The 19,870-nt window shown below is 63.4% G+C and carries 18 protein-coding genes; 15 read left to right on the forward strand and 3 right to left on the reverse strand.

All coding sequences use genetic code 11. From position 1 onward, the window contains the following. The first annotated feature begins 240 nt into the window (after nucleotides 1–240). Nucleotides 241–1,545, forward strand: a complete 1,305-nt coding sequence (locus ACNAOU_RS11090; RefSeq protein ID WP_039241278.1) for a M20/M25/M40 family metallo-hydrolase — start codon at nucleotides 241–243, stop codon at nucleotides 1,543–1,545. A gap of 28 nt (nucleotides 1,546–1,573) precedes the next feature. Continuing rightward, on the forward strand, nucleotides 1,574–2,734 hold the full coding sequence (locus tag ACNAOU_RS11095) for an acyl-CoA dehydrogenase family protein (protein ID WP_422756933.1): 1,161 nt from the start codon (nucleotides 1,574–1,576) through the stop codon (nucleotides 2,732–2,734). A gap of 36 nt (nucleotides 2,735–2,770) precedes the next feature. Here ACNAOU_RS11095 and ACNAOU_RS11100 read toward each other — a convergent pair whose 3' ends face one another. After that, nucleotides 2,771–3,004 carry a DUF5703 family protein gene (locus ACNAOU_RS11100; protein ID WP_011774832.1) on the reverse strand — a complete coding sequence of 78 codons (234 nt, stop codon included), beginning with the start codon at nucleotides 3,002–3,004 and terminating at the stop codon, nucleotides 2,771–2,773. A gap of 39 nt (nucleotides 3,005–3,043) precedes the next feature. Here ACNAOU_RS11100 and ACNAOU_RS11105 point away from each other — a divergent pair, with 39 nt between their 5' ends. From ACNAOU_RS11105 to ACNAOU_RS11165, 13 genes are all read left to right on the forward strand, one after another. After that, nucleotides 3,044–3,304 (forward strand): hypothetical protein, encoded by a 261-nt coding sequence (locus ACNAOU_RS11105; protein ID WP_018777618.1) that lies wholly within the window; start codon nucleotides 3,044–3,046, stop codon nucleotides 3,302–3,304. A gap of 270 nt (nucleotides 3,305–3,574) precedes the next feature. Beyond that, entirely contained in the window at nucleotides 3,575–5,251 is a 1,677-nt protein-coding gene (locus ACNAOU_RS11110; RefSeq protein ID WP_422756934.1) for a sugar transferase, read from the forward strand. 60 nt (nucleotides 5,252–5,311) lie between these two features. Continuing rightward, nucleotides 5,312–6,421, forward strand: coding sequence for a Gfo/Idh/MocA family protein (locus ACNAOU_RS11115; RefSeq protein WP_018777620.1), 1,110 nt, complete (start codon nucleotides 5,312–5,314; stop codon nucleotides 6,419–6,421). Continuing rightward, entirely contained in the window at nucleotides 6,418–7,437 is a 1,020-nt protein-coding gene (locus ACNAOU_RS11120) for an NAD-dependent epimerase/dehydratase family protein (protein ID WP_422756935.1), read from the forward strand. The genes ACNAOU_RS11115 and ACNAOU_RS11120 overlap by 4 nt, the downstream gene beginning before the upstream one ends. Continuing rightward, a complete protein-coding gene (locus ACNAOU_RS11125; RefSeq protein ID WP_422756936.1) occupies nucleotides 7,434–8,597 on the forward strand; it encodes a DegT/DnrJ/EryC1/StrS family aminotransferase in 1,164 nt (387 codons plus the stop codon). The genes ACNAOU_RS11120 and ACNAOU_RS11125 overlap by 4 nt, the downstream gene beginning before the upstream one ends. Further along, nucleotides 8,597–9,259, forward strand: a complete 663-nt coding sequence (locus tag ACNAOU_RS11130; RefSeq protein ID WP_018777623.1) for an acetyltransferase — start codon at nucleotides 8,597–8,599, stop codon at nucleotides 9,257–9,259. Before ACNAOU_RS11125 ends, ACNAOU_RS11130 begins: the two co-directional genes overlap by 1 nt. Beyond that, nucleotides 9,256–10,722 (forward strand): oligosaccharide flippase family protein, encoded by a 1,467-nt coding sequence (locus ACNAOU_RS11135; protein WP_422756937.1) that lies wholly within the window; start codon nucleotides 9,256–9,258, stop codon nucleotides 10,720–10,722. The genes ACNAOU_RS11130 and ACNAOU_RS11135 overlap by 4 nt, the downstream gene beginning before the upstream one ends. Then, nucleotides 10,719–11,993, forward strand: coding sequence for a glycosyltransferase (locus ACNAOU_RS11140; protein WP_422756938.1), 1,275 nt, complete (start codon nucleotides 10,719–10,721; stop codon nucleotides 11,991–11,993). Before ACNAOU_RS11135 ends, ACNAOU_RS11140 begins: the two co-directional genes overlap by 4 nt. Continuing rightward, the gene (locus ACNAOU_RS11145; RefSeq protein WP_422756939.1) at nucleotides 11,993–13,174 is read left to right on the forward strand and encodes a glycosyltransferase; all 1,182 of its coding nucleotides are present in this window, start codon (nucleotides 11,993–11,995) and stop codon (nucleotides 13,172–13,174) included. Before ACNAOU_RS11140 ends, ACNAOU_RS11145 begins: the two co-directional genes overlap by 1 nt. After that, nucleotides 13,164–14,066: a glycosyltransferase gene (locus ACNAOU_RS11150; protein ID WP_422756940.1), complete on the forward strand. Its 903-nt coding sequence runs from the start codon at nucleotides 13,164–13,166 to the stop codon at nucleotides 14,064–14,066. The genes ACNAOU_RS11145 and ACNAOU_RS11150 overlap by 11 nt, the downstream gene beginning before the upstream one ends. A 53-nt stretch (nucleotides 14,067–14,119) precedes the next feature. Beyond that, the gene (locus ACNAOU_RS11155) at nucleotides 14,120–14,902 is read left to right on the forward strand and encodes a hypothetical protein (RefSeq protein WP_422756941.1); all 783 of its coding nucleotides are present in this window, start codon (nucleotides 14,120–14,122) and stop codon (nucleotides 14,900–14,902) included. Between the two features lie 2 nt (nucleotides 14,903–14,904). Then, a complete protein-coding gene (locus tag ACNAOU_RS11160) occupies nucleotides 14,905–15,621 on the forward strand; it encodes a hypothetical protein (RefSeq protein WP_018777629.1) in 717 nt (238 codons plus the stop codon). A gap of 31 nt (nucleotides 15,622–15,652) precedes the next feature. Further along, nucleotides 15,653–16,957, forward strand: a complete 1,305-nt coding sequence (locus tag ACNAOU_RS11165; protein WP_422756942.1) for an O-antigen ligase family protein — start codon at nucleotides 15,653–15,655, stop codon at nucleotides 16,955–16,957. 41 nt (nucleotides 16,958–16,998) lie between these two features. On the opposite strand, the gene ACNAOU_RS11170 is transcribed toward ACNAOU_RS11165, so the two are convergent. Both ACNAOU_RS11170 and ACNAOU_RS11175 read right to left on the reverse strand, forming a co-directional pair. Continuing rightward, nucleotides 16,999–17,835, reverse strand: coding sequence for a glycosyltransferase (locus ACNAOU_RS11170; RefSeq protein ID WP_422756943.1), 837 nt, complete (start codon nucleotides 17,833–17,835; stop codon nucleotides 16,999–17,001). Beyond that, a complete protein-coding gene (locus tag ACNAOU_RS11175) occupies nucleotides 17,835–19,742 on the reverse strand; it encodes a WecB/TagA/CpsF family glycosyltransferase (protein WP_422756944.1) in 1,908 nt (635 codons plus the stop codon). Before ACNAOU_RS11175 ends, ACNAOU_RS11170 begins: the two co-directional genes overlap by 1 nt. Nucleotides 19,743–19,870: the final 128 nt, after the last annotated feature.

Below are 19,870 nucleotides of genomic sequence, written 5' to 3' on the forward strand. Positions count from 1 at the left end.
AGCACCTTGCGGCGCTTCATATTCCTCCGAAGCAGCGAGAAAAACTCTAACACGGTTTCAGGTGCCTGAAAAATCGGCAGGAGCCGCCAGGCACGGGTGAGGCCCCGGGCACCCTTGGGGCCGTGGAGTTCCTGACTCGGGGCGCAACTGGTGAGTAGGCTAAAGGTACACGGGACGGGCTGCGGATGAAGCAGTCCGCGTCGCCGGAACCTGCAGCCCAGCCACGCAAGGAGAGTTTCCATGTCTGCCATCCGCCCTGAAGACGAAGTTGTCAGGATCTGCCAGGAGCTCATCCGCATCGATTCCTCGAACTACGGCGACGACACCGGTCCCGGGGAGCGGGCAGCAGCCGAATACACGGCCGGACTCATCACTGAAGTAGGCCTGGAAGCGGAAATTTTCGAATCGGCCCCTGGCCGCGCCAACGTCGTAACCCGCATGGCAGGCGAAGATCCCGGTGCGGATGCGTTGGTTGTGCACGGACACCTGGACGTCGTGCCCGCGCTGAAGGACCAATGGAGCGTGGATCCCTTCAGCGGCGAATTGAAGGACGGGCTGGTGTGGGGCCGCGGAGCCGTGGACATGAAGGACATGGACGCGATGATCCTGTCCGTCATGCGTGACTTCGCCCGGACCGGCCGCAAGCCAAAGCGGGATATCATTTTCGCTTTCTTCGCCGATGAAGAGGCCGGCGGCACCTACGGTGCCAGGTACGCGGTGGAGCACCGCCGTGAGCTGTTCGACGGGGCCACGGAAGCCATCTCCGAAGTGGGTGGTTTCTCCGCGACCATCGGCGGGCAGCGGACCTACCTGCTCCAAACTGCCGAGAAGGGCCTGTCCTGGTTGCGGCTGGTGGCCCACGGAAGGGCGGGACACGGTTCCCAGATCAACACTGACAACGCTGTGACCAGGCTGGCAGCCGCGGTTACCCGTATTGGCGAATACAAATGGCCTGTTGAGCTGACCCCTACCACCCGGCAATTCCTGGACGGCGTGACTGAACTGACCGGCGTCGAGTTCGACGCTGACAACCCTGACATCCTCCTCAAGGAGCTCGGCACGGTCTCACGCTTCGTGGGTGCCACCTTGCAGAATACGTCCAACCCCACCTTCCTGCGTTCGGGCTACAAGCACAACGTCATTCCCGAGTCCGCCGAGGCCTTCGTCGACTGCCGTACCCTGCCTGGGCAGCAGGAGCTGGTGTTCGAGACCATCAAGCAACTTGCCGGCGACGGAATCGACATCAGCTACGTCAACAAGGACGTTTCCTTGGAAGTGCCTTTTGCCGGCAACCTTGTCGATTCCATGATCGATGCCCTCCACTCCGAGGACCCTGGGGCCAAGGTCCTGCCCTACACCCTCTCCGGCGGCACGGACAACAAGTCACTGAGCAAGATCGGCATCACCGGGTACGGCTTTGCGCCCCTGATGCTGCCGGACGAGCTCGATTTCACCGGAATGTTCCATGGTGTTGACGAGCGGGTGCCCGCAGAGTCACTCCAGTTCGGCGCCCGCGTCCTGAATACGCTGCTGAGCAACTACTAAACGGCACCCACCACAAGGAGGCCCTGCTTTGACTCCCGAAGAAATCCTTCCCGACGCCCTGCTGGAAAGACTGCGGGGCCGTGCTGCCGGGTACGACCACAACAACCAGTTCTTCCATGAGGACCTGGAAGAACTGGCAGCCGCCGGTTACCTCAAGCTGTTCGTGCCGGAGCACGACGGCGGCTTGGGGCTTGGTCTCGAAGCGGTAGCTGCGCTGCAGCAGCGGCTCGCAACGGCTGCCCCGGCCACCGCCCTGGCGGTGAACATGCACTTGGTGTGGACCGGCGTCGCGCGCGTCATGGCGGCCAGGGGTGACGATTCCCTGGACTTCGTCCTCAAGGAAGCCGGGAAGGGCGAAATCTTCGCCTTCGGTATTTCGGAGGCCGGCAATGATTCCATGCTGTTTGATTCGGGCACCGTTGCCGAACCTTTGGCTGACGGCAGTTACCGCTTCACCGGCCGGAAGATCTTCACCAGCCTCTCGCGTGGCTGGACGCGGCTGGGGACGTTCGGCAAGGACCCGGAAGCCAGGGAGGGTGAGGGCGAATTGGTGTTCGGCTTCCTCCGCCGTGAGGAACCCGGGCATGAGACCCTCAGCGACTGGGACACCCTGGGCATGCGGGCCAGTGCTTCGAACACGACGCTGCTGCATGGAGCGGTCATCCCGGCCGAACGCATCTTCCGGAAACTGCCTGTGGGTCCCAACAAGGACTTGCTGATCTTCGCCATCTTCGCGTGCTTTGAGACGTTGCTTGCCGCCGTCTATACAGGCGTTGCCGAGAGGGCGTTCACGCTTGCGGTGGAGAATGTGAAGCGTCGCGTGTCGGCGAAATACGGTGGCCGCAGTTACGCGCAGGACCCGGACATCCGGTGGAAAGTGGCCGACGCTGCTCTGGCGATGGACGGGATCTACCCTCAGATCTCAGCGGTGGCCCGCGACGTCGACACCATGGTGGACCACGGGGCCCAATGGTTCCCCAAGCTTGTGGGGATCAAGTCCCGCGCCACCGAAAACGCCCGGCATGTGGTGGACCTGGCCATCCGGGTCACCGGAGGATCAAGCTACTTCCGTGGCTCCGAGATGGAGCGGCTGTACAGGGACGTCCTGGCGGGAATCTTCCATCCATCCAACGACGAATCAGCCCACAACACGGTTGCCAGCGCCTGGCTGGGACCACTCGAGGGCTAGTCGAACGAACTGCGTGCGTCGAAGGAGCTTGGGCACCTAGACGGTGCGCTGCACGGAGTAGACCTTGCGGCGCAGCCAGAATCGTCGTCCGCCACCGAGATAGAGGACGCTGCGCTCCAGTTCCCACTTGCCGTACTCTGAGTGCTCGGCCAGCCGGCGCCGGGCGTCGGGCAGTGAATCATCAGGCCCCACCGTCAGTACGAGGTATTCGTACTGACGTGCGTAGTCTCGTTGGCGCTCCACGGAGCTGCCTGGAAATTGTTCTCTCATCCCTCTCCATTTTCGTCTTTTTCCGGCTAACGTGAAGTCATGAGCATCGATCCGCGTGTCGCGCTTCAATCATTTACCGCCGCCTTGGAAGAACATCTCGCCGCTGCATCGGCACGACGCGGTGAGGGCGACCCCACCGTCGAAGCCGCCTTCTTCGCCGTTGCTGACGCCTTCGAAGTCTACGAAGACGCCCTCTACGAGTCATTTTCAGAGGTCACGCCCCTCCAGGTTTTCGAGGATGAGGATGAAGATGAGGAAGAGGACGACGAAGACGAGGCGCTCGAGAGCGTAGACGACTGATTTTCCGTTGTACCGGCCGCCACACGGCGGCCGGTTTTTTGTGCCCTTTTCGCGGGTTCGGCCTTGGTGAAACGGTGCGGATTTCCGGGCTTTTCCCTGTCCTCGCGGTCAAGCAAAACACGTAGTGCCCCGACGGCCAGCTAGGTACTCGCACGTAGGACCCTTGGGCAATACTGCGCAAACTTGAGTACCGACTACTGGTGCGCCCCCTTGCGGCCAAAGCTTCACTGATATGTAGGCAATGGACGGTCTGCAAAGAAGGCTGACAAGGTGAAAGTTCCAGTCGTACGTTTAGGCAAGGCGGCAGCACCCAAGGGTGCGGGCCGTGCTGCCGTGGGACCAGCCTTCCCAGTGGACCCGGTCACTGCCCACGTCAATCCGCCGGTGTCTCCCTGGATTGACAAGTCCGTTGCTGCACAACGGACTGAAAAGGCGGGACTGGCGGCGCCCAGGCCGGATGTCACCCTGGACCTCGTGCCGCCAGTCACCCACCGCCACTCACGCGTCAAGCCCCCGCACCGGAACCGGCTGGGCTGGACGCGCTTCCTGACCACCTCCCTGACAGTCTCCGACACCATACTGGTCTCAGCCGCCGTCTCAGCCGGCTATGCACTCAATACCGGGGGACTGCCCTTCACAGACGGAACTTCCGGGTTCCCGCGCCAACTGACCCTGGTGGTGATCCTGGGCATCATCTGGCTCGCCGCCCTGGAGGTCTACCGGACCAGGGATCCGAAAGTACTGGGAGTTGGACCGGAAGAATACAAACGCGTGCTCTCAGCGAGCTTCAGGGTGTTCGGCTTCCTGGCAATCGTCGCAGTGGTTTTCCGTGTTGAATCGGTAAGCTCCTACGTTCTTGTCTCCCTGCCACTGGGCATCGTGGCGCTGACAGGCAGCAGATGGGGCTTCCGTAAGTGGCTGACCCGCGAAAAATCACGGGGGCGCTGCCTGACCCGCGCCGTCGTGGTGGGAGAACCACAGGACGTCCGGTACGTGATCAAGCAGATCAACCGGAAGTCAGGTGCCCCCTACGACATCCTCGGCGCATGCCTCCCGGGGGCCAGGCGTGGGGCGGTGCTGGTCGTAGACCAGGTCCGTGTCCCCGTTCTGTCATCCATCTACGGGATAGCGCACACGGTCCGCCAAACCGGAGCGAATGCCGTCATCGTCGCCGGACCCTTGCCCGGCGGAAACCAATTCATCCAGGAACTCGGCTGGCGCTTGGAAGAAGACGCCGCCGAACTCGTCCTGGCCGCAACGCTGACCAATGTGGCCGGCCCCCGGATCCACTGGCGGCCCGTGGAAGGCCTGCCACTCATGCACGTGGACATTCCGCACTACTCCGGAGGCAAGCACACCCTCAAGCGATTGATGGATATCGCCGTTTCTTCCCTGGCACTGGTTGTCCTCTCGCCGGTCCTGTTGGCCCTTGCCATGATCGTCAAAGCAGACAGTCCCGGTCCTGTGCTCTTCCGCCAGCAACGCATAGGAAAGCAAGGCACCACGTTCCAGATGCTCAAATTCCGTTCCATGGTGGTTGACGCCGAAGCGCGCCTGGAGGAACTGGACAACCAGGACGAAGGAGCAGGTGTACTTTTCAAAATCCGCGGTGACCCACGCGTCACGACCTGTGGCCGGTGGATGCGCAAGTACTCCTTGGACGAACTGCCGCAGTTTTGGAACGTCCTTGCAGGCGACATGAGCCTGGTCGGCCCACGGCCACCGCTGGCGCGGGAAGTGAATGGGTATGAACGACACACCCATCGCCGGCTCCTGATCAAGCCCGGCATCACCGGGCTCTGGCAAATCAACGGACGGTCCGACCTCCCATGGGATGAGGCTGTCCGGCTCGATCTCTACTACGTGGAGAACTGGTCCATCGCCGGGGACTTGATGATCATGTGGCGCACTTTCCGGGCCATGATCCGGCCATCGGGTGCCTATTAGCCACCGCCCGCAAGGCAAGGCAACAAGAAACCTGCTACCTATACAGAATCCGAGTGGGAAATGAGCATACGAACTATTCCATCTGGACAACTCAACGGCAACGGTCACCGGCCCAAGCTGCGCATTGCGGTGGTCGGCGCCGGTTATTGGGGTCCCAACCTCGCACGGAACCTCAAAGCCAGCCCGGACTGGGATCTCGTAGCGATCTGCGACCTGGACGTTGAGCGCGGCATGAAGCTCGCCGAATCGGTGGGTGGGGTGGCCGTCGTCGAGTCTTTGGACGAACTGCTGGACGACTACAACCTGGACGCCGTGGCCGTCGCAACCCCGGCGCACACGCACCACGGCGTAGTGATGACGGCCCTGCGCGCGGGCAAGCACGTCCTGGTGGAGAAACCGCTGGCTGACAGCCGCGCCAAGGGACTGGAAATGGTGGACGAAGCCAAAGCCAGGGGACTGGTGCTGATGGCCGACCACACTTACTGCTTTACCCCGGCGGTCCTCAAAATCCAGGAACTGGTGGCCAGCGGCGCCTTGGGCGACATCCTCTATGTTGACTCGGTCCGGATCAACCTCGGGCTCGTCCAACCCGATGTCAACGTGTTCTGGGACTTGGCGCCCCACGACCTCTCCATCCTCGACTTTGTCCTGCCGGGTGGCCTGCACCCCACCGAAATTTCGGCCCACGGCGCGGATCCCCTCGGTACCGGCCGCGACTGCGTCGGGCACTTGACCTTCGGACTGCCCAATGACGCCATGGTCCACATCCACGTCAACTGGCTCAGCCCCACCAAAATCCGGCAGATGATCATCGGAGGGTCAAAGAGGACCCTCGTCTGGGATGACTTGAATCCGCAGCAACGGCTCAGCGTTTACGACCGCGGCGTCAGCCTGGAGCAACAACCCCGATCGGCTGCAGACAAGAAAGCTTCGGCCATCTCGTACCGTCTTGGCGACACGTGGTCACCGGCCCTCCAAGAGCGCGAACCGCTGGGACAAGTGGTGGCTGAACTCGCTACCTCCATCCGGAACCACACGATGCCCCGCACCAGCGGCGAATCCGGGCTCAGGGTCTTGTCCGTCCTGGAGGCCGTGACGCAAAGCCTCGGCACGGATGGACGGTCCACCATCGTGGCCGGCAATGAGACGAATCTCCAGGTTGTGCGATGAAAGAGCTCTTGGGCGCCAACGTGCTGGTCACCGGAGGCGCCGGAACCATCGGCTCCACCGTGGTGGACCAACTGCTCGACGCCGGCGCGGCCCACGTCGACGTTTTGGACAACCTGGTGCGCGGCAGACGCGCGAACCTGGACCAGGCCTTGGGCAGCGAGCGCGTCTCCCTGGTCGAAGGCGACCTGCGGGACCGTGACCTCGTCAACGACCTCACCCGCGGCAAAGACCTCGTGTTCCACCAGGCCGCCATCCGCATCACCCAGTGCGCAGAAGAACCACGCCTGGCACTCGAAGTGCTGGTGGACGGCACTTTCAACGTCTACGAAGCAGCCGTGGACCACAAAGTAGGCAAACTCGTCTCCGCGTCAAGCGCGTCCGTGTACGGGATGGCTGAACAGTTTCCCACCAGGGAAAACCATCACCACCACAACAACGACACCTTCTACGGCGCGGCAAAGTCCTTCAACGAAGGGATGGCCAGGAGCTTCCGGGCCATGTCCGGCCTGGACTACGTCCTGCTGCGCTACTTCAACGTCTACGGACCCCGCATGGACGTCCATGGGCTCTACACCGAAGTCCTCGTGCGCTGGATGGAACGGATCGACGACGGCCAGCCACCCATGATCTTCGGCAGCGGTGACCAAACCATGGACTTCGTCCACACCCACGACGTCGCCCGGGCCAACATCCTGGCAGCTGTCAGCGATGTGCATGAAGGCGTCTACAACGTCGCCAGCGGAACCGAAACCAGCCTGGCTGAGCTGGCGCAGACCCTCCTGAATGTCATGGGTTCAAGCCTGCATCTCGAGCACGGTCCGGAGCGTGCCGTCAACGGCGTGGCCCGGCGCCTGGCGGACACCACCGCAGCACGTAAAGACCTGGGTTTCGAAGCAGCCATTGGACTGGAGGACGGTCTGCGTACTTTGGTCTCATGGTGGCGGCCGCTCCGTGCGGAAATAGCAGCCGCCCGCCTGGTGGCCCATCCCGCCGTCCCCGCAGCAGGTGCGCGATGACCATCTCCGAGACGCGCCTGGCCCGTATCGACGTCATGAAACCCTGGCTTGGCGAAGAGGAAGCCCAAGCAGTGGCCGAAGTGATTGCCTCCGGGTGGGTGGCCCAAGGACCCAAGGTCCGCCAGTTCGAAGAAGCCTTCGCGGCGGAGCAATTGGCAGGTCACGCAGTGGCTACCTCCAGCTGCACTTCAGCCCTGCACCTGGCGCTCGCGGTCGCCGGCGTTGGACCGGGTGATGACGTCGTTGTCCCGTCATTTTCCTTCATTGCCACAGCGAACGCGGCTACTTACATGGGAGCACGCCCTGTGTTCGCCGACGTCGACCTCCAGACAGGGTGCGTGACAGCCGAGACCGTGGAAAGAGCCCTGACTCAGGAAACCAAGGCAGTCATCGCCGTGGACCAAGGCGGGGTGCCCGTTGACCTGGATCCCATCAGGGCCCTGTGTGAGCCCCGCGGGATCATCGTGGTGGAAGACGCAGCCTGCGCCATTGGCTCCCGCTACCACGGCCGCCCTGTCGGTGCCGGCGCGGAGGTGGCAGCCTGGTCCTTCCACCCGCGCAAGATCCTCACGACGGGAGAGGGCGGCATGCTCTCAACTCCACGGCAGGACTTCGCGGACAGGGCACGACGCCTCCGGGAACATGCCATGAGCGTTTCGGCCTCGGACCGGCACGCCAGCATCCTCGCACCGGCCGAAGAGTACCTCGAAATCGGGTTCAACTACCGCATGACCGACCTTCAGGCCGCCGTCGGACTCGTCCAACTGGGCCGCCTCCGGGAAGCCGTCCAACGGCGTCGTGAACTGGCCGCAAACTACGCGAACGCGTTTGCCGGCGTCGAAGGCCTCCGCCTGGTCGGCGACCCCGACTACGGGACCGGCAACTTCCAATCCTGCTGGCTGGAAATCGGGCCGGCGTTTCCCCTCGGGAGGGACGGACTGATGGGCCACCTTGCACAGGACGGCATTTCAGCACGGCGGGGCATCATGGCAGCCCACCGCCAACCCGCCTACGCGGGCAAGGACACCGGCGGGGCGTCCCTTGAGGTCACGAACTGGCTGACTGACCACACGCTCATCCTGCCGCTGTACCACCAGCTCGCCCTCCACGACCAGGTCCGGGTCATCGACTCGGTCCTGCGGGCATCGAGGCACCCATAATGAGCGAACTTCTCCTCATCGCTGCCAGCGGCCTTGCCCGTGAGGTACTGGCCATGGTCCGCAGCAGCGGCCCGTTCGACGTCATCGGAATCCTCGACGACGACGAGGACAAGACCGGCCGGGTGGTCGACGGCGCACACGTCCTTGGGCCCATCCGTGACGCCCTGAAGTTCCCCCACGCGTTGCTGCTGGTCTGCATCGGATCAGGAAGCGGCCGCGAGGGTGTGGTGATGCGGCTACGAAGCCTCGGGCTTGACGAAGAACGCTACGCCACAGCCATAGATCCCTCAGTCAACGTTCCGGAGGGGTGCGTGATCGGCCGGGGGAGCATCATCCTGGCCCACGTCAGCATGACGGCGTCAGTGACCATCGGCAATCACGTTGTCGCCATGCCCGGGGTCACCTTCACCCACGACGACGTCATCAGTGACTTCGCCACATTCGCATCAGGCGTTTCCCTGGGCGGCAACGTTCGGGTCGGCCGGGCGGCCTACATCGGCATGAACGCCAGTGTCCGGGAGGGCCGGTCCATCGGGGCCAAAGCGACCATTGGCATGGGAGCGGCCGTCCTGAACGATGTTCCCGACGACGAGACCTGGGCCGGTGTCCCGGCCCGGGTGATCAGGCGCGGCAATACGCCTGCGCTGGAGGGGGCCCAGTGACGCTCAAGAGCCCGGTTACCCAGCGGAAGGGACCAACCCCCACAAGGGCGTTCGTGATCAGCGTCGTCAACGCCTTCATCACCAAGCTGGGGACCATTGGAATTGGTATAGCGTTGGCGCGGCTGCTGGGGCCTGAGGAATTCGGGACCTACGCGGTGGCGTTCATTGCACTCGTCGCCGTCCTGAGCTTCAACGAATTGGGCGTCAGCCTGGCGATCGTACGCTGGCCGGGGGACCCCAAGGAAATAGCCGCCACCGTCACCACCATCTCCGTAGTCTGCAGTGTCCTGCTGTTCGGGCTCTCGTACGCGGTTGCACCCCTCTTCACAGCGGCCATGGGAAACGAGGCAGCAACGGACGTGGTCAGGGCCTTGGCCTTCTGCATCGTGCTCAACGGGCTGGTGGCCACGCCCGCGGCCCTGTTGCAGCGCAACTTCCGCCAGGGACAACGGATGGTCATCGACCAAGTCAATGTGTGGCTCGGGGCGGGCGTTTCGTTGATCCTGGTGATCGCCGGAATGGGAGCCATGAGCCTGGCAGTGGGCCGGGTCCTGGCCAGCCTCGTAGCGGCCGTCCTGTTCCTTGTTTACTCGCCCCTGCCGTACCGGTTCGGATTCTCAGCGCTGTCCGCGAAACAGCTCCTGGCTTTCGGACTTCCCCTGGCAGGTGCGAGCGCTGTGGTATTTGCCGTGGGTTACGTCGACCAACTCATCGCCGGGCGGCTGTTTGGCCCGGTGGTCCTCGGCTTCTATGTCATGGCCTTCAACATGGCCGGGTGGCCCTCGAGTTTGTTGTCCCAACCCCTGCGAAGCGTGGCGCCGCCGACCTTCGCCAGGCTCCAGGACCGGCCGGATGACATGAGGGCGGCCTTGCTGGCGATGATCGGAGCAGTGTCGGCCATGGTGTTGCCCGTCTCGGCGGTGATGGTGGGGTGCGCCCTTCCCCTTGTCAAAGTCGTCTACGGTGAAGCCTGGGCCCCGGCGGGCATGGCGCTGATGTGGTTGGCGCCCCTCACGGTCCTCCGTATCCTCCATGAGCTGCTGTACGACTACCTCGTGGTCCTGGGTTCGTCCCTGTCCATCTTGAATGTGCAGCTCGTGGCTCTGATCGCGCTCGTTCCGGCGCTGCTGGCAGGCGGTGCGCTCGCAGGGATGCCTGGGCTGGCAGCGGCTCCTGTGCTGGTGGCCCTGGTGGTGACCTCGCCGCTGTATCTCCGGGCTCTCCGGAAGGCAGGTGTGCCGCTCCTGGCCGTGGGAAAACGCTTGGGACTTCCCACGGTCATGGCAGCACTGACTGCAGCCGGCTGCTACGCAATCACCCGGTTCCTGGATTCCCCTGTGGTCGCTGTCCTCGTTTCCACGGGACTGGGAGTCGTCGCGATGGCGGCAATCATGGGGCTTCGACGGCAGGACCTGCGGGACGTCCGGATGTGGGGGCGTGGACGGGAGGTGGCCGCGACATGAGGATCCTGATCTACCCGCACGATCTGCGCATGGGCGGCAGCCAATTGAACGCCATCGAACTCGGTGCCGCAATCAAGCAACTGGGCCATGAGGTCATTCTCTTTGGACAGCCCGGGCCCCTCGTCGAAAGGGGAGCAGAGCTTGGGTTGGAGTTTGTCCCCGCACCTGCACCAGGGAAGCGACCTTCCCCATCGGTCATCAGAACTTTGGTGCACACCGTCCGCGAGCGCCGGATCGACGTCGTTCACGGCTACGAATGGCCCCCGGCGCTGGAGTGCCTGGCGGCCTCCAGGCTGGTGCCGGACACCACCGCGGTGGCCACGGTGATGTCCATGGCAGTGGCTCCGTTCATCCCCAGGTCCATGCCGCTGATGGTGGGCACTGAACAGATCCGGCAGGGCGAGCTGTCCTCCGGACGCCACCGTGTCCATTTGCTGGAACCGCCCGTGGACATCATGGCCAACCGCGTGGTCGATGACGCGGACCTGGAAGGGTTTCGCGCACGGTGGGGACTGCATGGCGACTTTTTCACGATGGTTTGCGTCTCCCGCTTGGCCAAGGAACTCAAGCTTGAAGGCATCCTGTCGGCGATTGATGCCGCGGGACAACTCGCCCGGGATCTCCCGGTGCATCTGCTGATCACAGGTTCAGGCCCGGCGGAATCCGTGGTCAGAGCCCAAGCCGAACGCGTCAACGCGGCGACAGGGGAAAACACGGTTATTCTCACCGGTGAACTTGCTGACCCCAGGCCGGCCTACGCTGCTGCCGACGTCGTCCTGGGCATGGGCGGCTCCGCCCTCCGGGGGCTATCGTTCGCCAAACCGCTCGTTGTCCAGGGCGAAGGAGGCTTCTGGGAACTTCTCACTCCAGAGTCCCTGCCGGTGTTCCTTTGGCAGGGCTGGTATGGTTCCGGTCCGGGTTCGACCGGTACCGGGACCGACGCGCTGGTAACCATCTTGAGGGCTCTCCACACGGACGAGCTGCTGAGGAAGTCATTAGGCTCTTTCGGCCGATCGGTGGTCGAAGACAGGTTTTCACTCACTTCCGCGGCGCAACACCAAACCGAGTTGTACCAGCGCTTCCTGGCCGGTGCTCCCGCGACGCGGTCCCGTTTGTGGGCTGAAACCATCGCCGGGGTGCAGTACTCCTCCTATGTGGTTCGCCGACGTTATCAGCGCCTCCGTGGCCACCAGCCCGCAGAAGACTTCAACGCCCGTCCTGTCGCCGTCCGTGCTGCCGCGGCCGGGCAACTCGTCTCAGGGGAGGCGTGATGGACACGATCATGTACATCTCCGGTGGCCAATGGGATGGCCTGCCCGGAACTGATCGGCTGCTGGCTGAGTCCTTGGCAGAGACAGGCCCGGTCCTCTGGGTTGACCAACCTGCGCCTGTCTTCCGGTTCGCAGATGTCCGGAACCACACGGTGAGAAGTCTTCGCGGGATCCCGGAGACCATGACACCGCATTTGTCGCGCTTGCGGCTTCCTGCTCCGCCGTTCTTCAGCAGCGCGCTTGGCCGGCCCCTGACCGAAGCCATTGCACGTCACTGCATGGACAACGCCATGAAGACCGCAGGCGGTCCAGTGTCGGCGGTCGTCAATGCCTCCCCGGTTGTAGCGTTCCCTGACCGTGGCAGCGGCGTGCGGCTGCTGCATCTGACGGATGACTGGCTGGCCGCAGCTGAATTGATCGGATTTCCCTCCGGCTATCTGAGGCGCTCCCTGGAACGCAACATCGGGACGGCCGATGTCATCACTGCTGTCTCAGCAGGCCTGGCCGCCAAGATGTCCCATTTCTCGGGACGGCCCGTGCAGGTTCTTCCGAATGGGTGCCGTCCACCGGCCGGCCCGTCCACAGACGAGCACCGGAGGCCGGTCGCGGTCCTGGTGGGACAACTCAACGAACGATTGGACCTTGACGTGCTGGAGTCGTTGGCCGACGCCGGGCTCAGCCTTCTGGTCATTGGTCCGCGGACTGAGTCCAACCCCGTAACCAGGCAGAGGCTGGACGCCTTTCTGGAGCGAAGCAACGTGGATTGGCGTGGACCTCTGGCCCCTGATGACGTACGGCGGCAGCTTCAAACCGCAGCCGCCGGGATCACCCCTTATGCCGACACGGAATTCAATAGATCCAGCTTCCCCCTGAAAACGTTGGAATACCTGTCGTCGGGCTTGCCCGTGGTCGCCACGGACCTGCCTTCCGTGCGATCGCTGCAGTGCAGCGCTTTAGCTGTGGCAAGCAGCCGTGCGGCATTCGTGGATCTGGTCAGGGCTGCCCTGCAGGAGCCTCCGGACCGGGAGCAACGTGAAGAGATGCGGCGCGTCGCGGAGGCGAACTCCTGGAACGTGCGGGCCGCCAATATCAGGGATCTGTGCCGGCAACCGGGAGGCGGGCGCAACACCAAGTTGCGCACCACAGTTCAATCCGTTCGAGGAGCAAGCCGTGAACGTTGATAAGCCGGGGAACCCGCCGTCGGGTATTGACCACGTGTTGCTCACTAGGTTCAATCTTCCTTCCCGGGGCTTTGAAAGCCTGGTCCGGGCCCAGGAAGGCTGGCTGAGGGACCGGATTGCTTTGTTCGAACGCTACTGTCTACCCTCCGTGAAGGCACAGACCAACCGCGACTTCCGGTGGATCATCTACTTCGACCCGGAGAGTCCGGCCTGGCTGCTGGACCGCGTGCATGGGCTGAACCGTGAAGGGACCTTCGTGGCCCTGTTCAGGACAGAAGTCAGCCCGTCCGAACTGCTTGAGGACATCAGGACAGTCACAGGGGGCGGACGTGGCACACTGCTCACCACCAACCTGGACAACGACGACGGGTTGGCCATCGATTTCGTGGACCGGGTGCAAAAAGCGGCCCACGATGCTGGAAACTCAGCGATCTACCTCGTATCCGGCCTGGTGATGGGAAAGGGTTCTGTTTTCCTAAGGAACGACCCCCACAACGCGTTTTGCTCCGTCAGCGCCCCCTGGTCCGCTCCTGTGACGTGCTGGGCTGCATGGCACAACCGGCTGGGCCAATCCATGAAGGTCACATCGCTGCGCGGTGCACCTGGGTGGTTGCAGCTGGTCCACGACCACAATGTCAGCAACAGAATCCGCGGCCGGCGCGTTTCCCCCAAGCCCTACAGGGCACTTTTCCCGGCCCTTCTGGCGGATGCTCCCATCCCGACTGCAAGTTCCATCATCGTGGACCGGGTCTTTGAGTCTCCCCTCCGGGCGTTGCGGGAGCTCGCCCGGAAGGGAGCCAAGGCCGTGACCATCGCGCTGCTTGGAACCCAGGGCATCGATCGCGTCAAGACGCTGCTTGCCAACCGGAGAAGCACAGTGTCCAGGACCTGAGCCGTACGACTGGTCCAAACCCAAAGACACTCAACGAAAGGTAAGAGCAGGACATGCAGGTACAAAAGATACTGAAAAGCCTGATACGCCGATGGTTCATCGTCGTGTTGGGTCTTGCCGTGACCGCAGGCGCCTGCTTCTTCCTCCAGCAGAACGCGCCCGACAACTACAAAGCCCAGGCGAGCCTGGTCCTCCTGCCCTCCACCAAAAGCGTCGGAGAAGCCGGTAATCCATATCTGGGGCTGGGCGGCATGAGCGAGGCCCTGGATATCCTCACCCGCAAGATGTCCTCCGAGGAGTTCAAGGAGACCATCCGTGAACAAAGCGGGGCCAGCACCTTCACAGCTGAAGCCGACAAAGGAACAAGCGGGGCCATCCTCCTCATCACAGCCTCCTCACCCGACTCCGGCCAGGCCCTCAAGATCCTGGATACTGTGATGAACCAGGCACCCGTGGCCCTGACCGAGCTGCAGGACGTCCTCAACGTGCCAACAACTTCCCGCATTTCCACGATGAAACTGCTTGAGGACAGCAAAGCTGTTCCCGAGGTCAAAGCCCGGACGCAACTGCTCCTGGTCACCGCTGCCGGCGGCGTGGCGTTCAGCATCATGCTTACCGTACTCATCGACGGGTTGCTCCTGTCCCGGAAACACCGCAAGAGCACAGAACCAATCGAAAAGCCCGCCGGATCCAAACCGCCCACGCCGCCGGCTACCAGGCAAAGGAAACCTTCCTCGGCGGAACGGTTTTCAAGCAACCGGCCCACAACGGACGAACCGGCACACCTCGCGGGTGAAACTGCCAGTGTCGTACCCAGTTCCTACAGGCCGGGATAACCATGACCGCAGCCATCCTTCTCCGCATCCTTGGCAGGCGCTGGTACATCGTGGCTATCGGGATAGCCATCGGACTGGCGTCCCTGGGCGCGGTCCGGTCCGCTGAGCCTGTCTACTGGACCAAGGCGGAAGTTACGTTCGTCGCTCCGGACCGCGAACCGGCCTACTGGATACCCGGTGACGACTACGCGTCGCTGGTGGACTTCGCGGCCATGGTGGAGCGACGTGTCAACTACGACTCAGCATCTGTGGATCTCACGCTCTCCAGCGGAACCCTTTATGGTGCCGGGGTCCGGCACGGCTACTCAGTGACCCTGCTCAACAGCGGCGGCCAATGGGCCAAGAGCTTCCGATGGCCGGTCCTATCCGTGCAGGTGGTCGACTCCAGCGCACAAAAGGTGAAGGACGTGCTCCAAAACGTTGTCGACGGCATCAATGACGCTTCCCTGGCCCTCCAGCAGGAGGCAGGTGTCCAACAAGCCCTCATCACCACCCTCACGTCGCCGTCCAGCCCTGAGATCGTGTTCGGCGGAGGCACCCAACTCAACCGCGTCAAAGGCGCAGTATTCTGGGTTGGCCTAGCCGCCACACTTTCCATCCTGGCCGCAGTCATTGTTGATTCACGGCCCCGTCGCCGCAGAATCCTGCACAAGGGCGGCTCAAGCGTCCAACGTCCCGACATCCCGCACGCAAAGGTGACCTCCCGTGTACCGGGCTAACGGGTTACTACATCGAGACGGCATCCAGGGGGTGGCCCGGAAGTCCGATGCGCCCCTGTTCCTCACCATCTACCTGGTGCTCACATGTGCCCTGCCGTCAATCATGGTGATAGCGTCCCTGGGGTCCATCGGCCGGCCAAGCACGCTCTTCGCCCTCCTGGCCCTCGCGTGGTGGATCCTGCACCAGCTGCGCCGCACGACACCATCAATCAGGCGGTGGCATCCCTTGCGGGTGGCACTGGCAGCCTTCCTCCTCGTCGCAGCATCCAGTTACGCCTACGCCATGGTCAGGGGATTGCCGGAAAGCGAAGCCAGCCCCGCAGACGCGGGCCTCCTACGGCTCGCAGGATGGGCCGGGATCCTGCTCATAGCAACTGACGGCCTGACAACCCGCGAAAGCGTCAGGACGCTGCTCCGCAGGATCGCCCTGGCCGGGGGACTGACAGCATTGCTGGGCCTGCTCCAGTTCGCCACCGGCTCGTCCCTCATCGAATGGATCAGGATACCGGGCCTCAGCGTCAGCTCGGAGCTGGCAAACATCGATTCCCGGGGAGGCTTTGTCCGCGCGGCCGGCATGTCGTTGCATCCCCTTGAATACGGGGTAGTCCTCTCCACCTCGCTGCCGATAGCCATCACCCTCGCCCTCAACGACACCACCAAGCGCCGGCTGCTGTGGTGGCTCCCCGTTGGCCTGATATCCGTAGCTGCCATGCTCTCCGTCTCCCGGGCCGCACTGATCTGCATGGCATTGGCTTTCCTCATCCTCCTGCCGGTATGGCCCAAACAGCTCCGGCGGAAGGCCGTGATGGTTTCAGCCCTCCTGGTGGCAGTGATCTACGTAGTGACGCCAGGCATGATCGGAACACTCTTGGGCCTTTTCACCATAGGGACCGACGACCCCAGCATCAGTTCAAGAACCAACGGCTACTCCACCGCCTTCGGAATGGCGAGCCAGAACGTGCTGTTGGGCCGTGGCTTCGGCACCTTCCTCCCCGCGTACGTCATCGTTGACAACCAATACCTGGGGCTTCTGGTCGAACTCGGCATAGCAGGCCTGATCGCCTTCCTGCTGCTGGTCTTTGCCGGCATCCTCTGCGCCTGGCAGGCCAGGAAGTCGGCCAGGGACAACGAACTGCGCCAAATGAGCCAGTCAGTCCTTGCAAGCGTCGCCGCAGCCGCATTGGCCTTCGGATTCTTCGACGCCTTCGCCTTCCCCATGGCAGCCAGCCTCCTGTTCCTTATGCTGGGCATCTCCGGGGCGCTATGGCGCATATCGCGCAGGGAAACGACGGAGGCACAGATCCAGGAGAAAGCCGCAACCTCGGGGGACAGCTGAGACAGGGGACAGCTGGGACGGGATCAAGGCAGGGCAACCGTCTATCGGCGGCTCTCATCCCGCTCCCACACAGGAGCAGAGGTGCCGGGGACCCCGGCACGACGACGACCCGCCACCGCGAACACCGCATAGACGGCCGCATCGAAAGCCGTCCGCGGCCCACGCACCGAGGCAAGCAACTGCCGCACGGTCCGTGACAAGGACGCCCCACCAGTCACCACATCCTGCTCGGCATTTCCCCGATACGTTCGCCGCAGGACAGCCAACAAGGCGCCAGAGGTCCTGGGCGTCCGGACGACCACCGGCTCCGTAGCAAGAACCGCCTTCTCCTGCTCATCGAAGAGCCTGTCCACGAAATAGTCATCACCCGTGAGCGCAGGAAAGACCCCCATACGGAGATGCCCTGAGTGGCTCAGGGCATAGACACCAGCACCCCACAGACCCTGCGCATTGCCCGGGATCCTGCTGCGGGCACGGTAGTAAGCCCGGACAGGCGCAGAAGCGCCCTGTGTGTCGTATCGGAAGGCCGGCCGGGCAGCCAGTAAGGTCCCATCTTGCAACGCTGCAAACACCTCAGCAAGGGCCGTGGCGCTGACCTCAATGTCCGCGTCCAGATAGAGGCGGGGCCACAACCGGGTGCATTGGTCGCCGGCATTGAGCGCTGCCGTCTTTGACGCCTCCGGCACCTGAAGTACCGAAACCCCCTGCCACTGGGACGCGATCGCCTCCGTCCCATCGCTACAGCCGTTGCAGGCCACCACAACATCCACCGTGCCCCACCCAATGACCTCCCGCAGCGACCCAAGGGTACGCCCGATGACGGCAGCCTCATTATGGGCGGGGATAATCACAGCGCCCGAGGGGAACGCGCCCACCATCAGAGGACCCCGCCAACATTGCGTACGGCATGCGGCAGGCGATCCCACCGCCGTCGGCTGGCCACTGCCCAGGCAGCTTCCAGATGACCCGGCTTTCCCAACCGGGCCACCTCAGCGGCGAGAACGGCACCGCGAAACGCCATGACCCGACCCGGCCCAAGATACTTCTCCGCATAACGGACCCTGTTCACAGACATCAAGGCAGTCAACTGCGGCGAAGCCCCGGACCCACCGCGTTGATGCCACATCCGCGCGGAAGGCTCAAACCAGATGGAATACCCCGCCTCCCGCATACGGTGGCAGTAGTCCGTCTCTTCCGAATACAGGAAAAACCGTTCATCCCAGGCTCCCACGGCCTTAGCCGCAGCGGCATCCAGCAAAAGCGCGGCACCCGTTGCCCACTCAACCCGATGCCCGTGCAAATAGCTCTCTTCATCAAAGTCCATCTCGGACAACCACCCAGGGCGTTTCCTCACATGGCTGCCCAGCGCGGCGTCACCCAGCGCTCGCAGGATTCCCGGCTCACGGCGCAGCGAAGGGTAGACGCTCCCGTCGTCGTCCAGCAGGACAGGCACCACCATCCCGGCGCCGGACCGTACCATGCGTCTGCGCATTGCACTGATGGCACCCTCCTCGATACGGAGATCGGGATTGAGGATGAGGTAGGTGGCCGCTTCTCCGGCTTCTGAAAGTGCGGCGTTGATGCCCCCGGCGTATCCGAGGTTCCCTCCGGTTTTTATGGCAATGACGTCGGGAAATTGTGCCAGCGCCTCAAGCGTGTGGTCGTTGGGGGAGTTGTCGGCCACCACCACCTTGATCGACTGGCCCAAGGCCTCCTTCCGCAGGCCCCAGACCAAGGGCCCGATATCGTCCTCGTTGTTGTAAGTGACGACGACGACGGCGACATCGGCTGCAGCCCTGGCAGGGAGGAAAGACCCCGGAGCGCGGCTGGGCGCACGCTCCGGGACATCCCTGGATGGCAAGGACCTGTTGGACGACAGGGATAAGCCGCTGTCCCTGCGCAACCGGACGTAGGCTTCCGGGCCTTCCAGGAGGTACCGCCGGGCAAGGCGGCGTGGTTCCAACGCAAGCCGCCAAGCCCACTCAAGGCTGTTGGAACTCACCCATGAAGGGGCCCGCCGGATGTGGCCTGCCAGAAAGTCCACCACCGCTCCGAAAGCCAGCAGTACCTTGGCTCCGGTCAGGGCTCCGTACTCTGATATCCAAAGTTCCTGCCGGGGTTTTCCCAAGCCGACGATCAGGATGTCGGGGGCTGTCAACGCGATCATTGCTGCCAGCTCCCGGGAAGCGTGGTCATCGCCAAGAGTGGTCCGTGGCGGTGCCCACCATCCAGTGACCGCAAGCTTTGGCCGTTCCACCGCGAATTTGGCCCGTATCCGTTCCTGGGTCTGAACCGACCCGCCAAGGAACCCGATACTGAGGCCCCTTCGTTCTGCCTCATCCAACAACGGGCCCACGAGATCGCTGCCCGCCAGCCTCGGCCATGTCCGTGCGGTGAGGCGCCGGGCCTCAGTAGCCAGCGGGGCGCCGTCGATAAGCGTCAACCACTCCAGGGACCGGGACCGTTCCAGGGTCTCCTCCCACCGGCTCCCGGAGCCGAAATGACGTATGTGGTCCAAATTGGCTGAGCACACTCCCAGGGGCGGTGCGCCTGTAGCGCCTGCCCTGCCCAGGATCTCCTGAATTGCCGGGTCGAACTCCATGAGCTTTACGGGGACGCCGCCAAGATTGACCCAGCGCTCCGGGGACGTGGCGGCGGGCGTCCCGCCGTCGTCCATCGGCCTCTGAAGCAGGAGGCTGCGGCCACTGAGCCCGCTTGTCAGGGGGCGGTGGCGGACTGCACCGTGGAGGGCATTTCGGGTGGGCAGGACTTTGGGTAGCAGCATTCTTGGCTCCAGGCTCGGGTCAAGCTCAAGGCATAACCATGTAGCCCACGATCCGTGGCTGCTGCACTGCCAGGATCGTGGATGGCGGACAAACGCCGCCACATCGACATGTTCACTTGAGTTGTCTC

It is taken from the genome of Paenarthrobacter sp. C1, assembly GCF_049315185.1.
GTDB lineage: Bacteria > Actinomycetota > Actinomycetes > Actinomycetales > Micrococcaceae > Arthrobacter > Arthrobacter nicotinovorans.

What these genes read in the sequence shown, in the direction of transcription:
- ACNAOU_RS11160 (WP_018777629.1), top strand. Translation starts at nt 14,905, where the DNA reads ATGACCGCAGCCATCCTTCTCCGCATCCTTGGCAGGCGCTGGTACATC.
- ACNAOU_RS11115 (WP_018777620.1), top strand. Translation starts at nt 5,312, where the DNA reads ATGAGCATACGAACTATTCCATCTGGACAACTCAACGGCAACGGTCAC.
- ACNAOU_RS11145 (WP_422756939.1), top strand. Translation starts at nt 11,993, where the DNA reads ATGGACACGATCATGTACATCTCCGGTGGCCAATGGGATGGCCTGCCC.
- ACNAOU_RS11155 (WP_422756941.1), top strand. Translation starts at nt 14,120, where the DNA reads ATGCAGGTACAAAAGATACTGAAAAGCCTGATACGCCGATGGTTCATC.
- ACNAOU_RS11100 (WP_011774832.1), bottom strand. Translation starts at nt 3,004, where the DNA reads ATGAGAGAACAATTTCCAGGCAGCTCCGTGGAGCGCCAACGAGACTAC.
- ACNAOU_RS11140 (WP_422756938.1), top strand. Translation starts at nt 10,719, where the DNA reads ATGAGGATCCTGATCTACCCGCACGATCTGCGCATGGGCGGCAGCCAA.
- ACNAOU_RS11125 (WP_422756936.1), top strand. Translation starts at nt 7,434, where the DNA reads ATGACCATCTCCGAGACGCGCCTGGCCCGTATCGACGTCATGAAACCC.
- ACNAOU_RS11105 (WP_018777618.1), top strand. Translation starts at nt 3,044, where the DNA reads ATGAGCATCGATCCGCGTGTCGCGCTTCAATCATTTACCGCCGCCTTG.
- ACNAOU_RS11130 (WP_018777623.1), top strand. Translation starts at nt 8,597, where the DNA reads ATGAGCGAACTTCTCCTCATCGCTGCCAGCGGCCTTGCCCGTGAGGTA.
- ACNAOU_RS11090 (WP_039241278.1), top strand. Translation starts at nt 241, where the DNA reads ATGTCTGCCATCCGCCCTGAAGACGAAGTTGTCAGGATCTGCCAGGAG.
- ACNAOU_RS11120 (WP_422756935.1), top strand. Translation starts at nt 6,418, where the DNA reads ATGAAAGAGCTCTTGGGCGCCAACGTGCTGGTCACCGGAGGCGCCGGA.
- ACNAOU_RS11170 (WP_422756943.1), bottom strand. Translation starts at nt 17,835, where the DNA reads ATGGTGGGCGCGTTCCCCTCGGGCGCTGTGATTATCCCCGCCCATAAT.
- ACNAOU_RS11175 (WP_422756944.1), bottom strand. Translation starts at nt 19,742, where the DNA reads ATGCTGCTACCCAAAGTCCTGCCCACCCGAAATGCCCTCCACGGTGCA.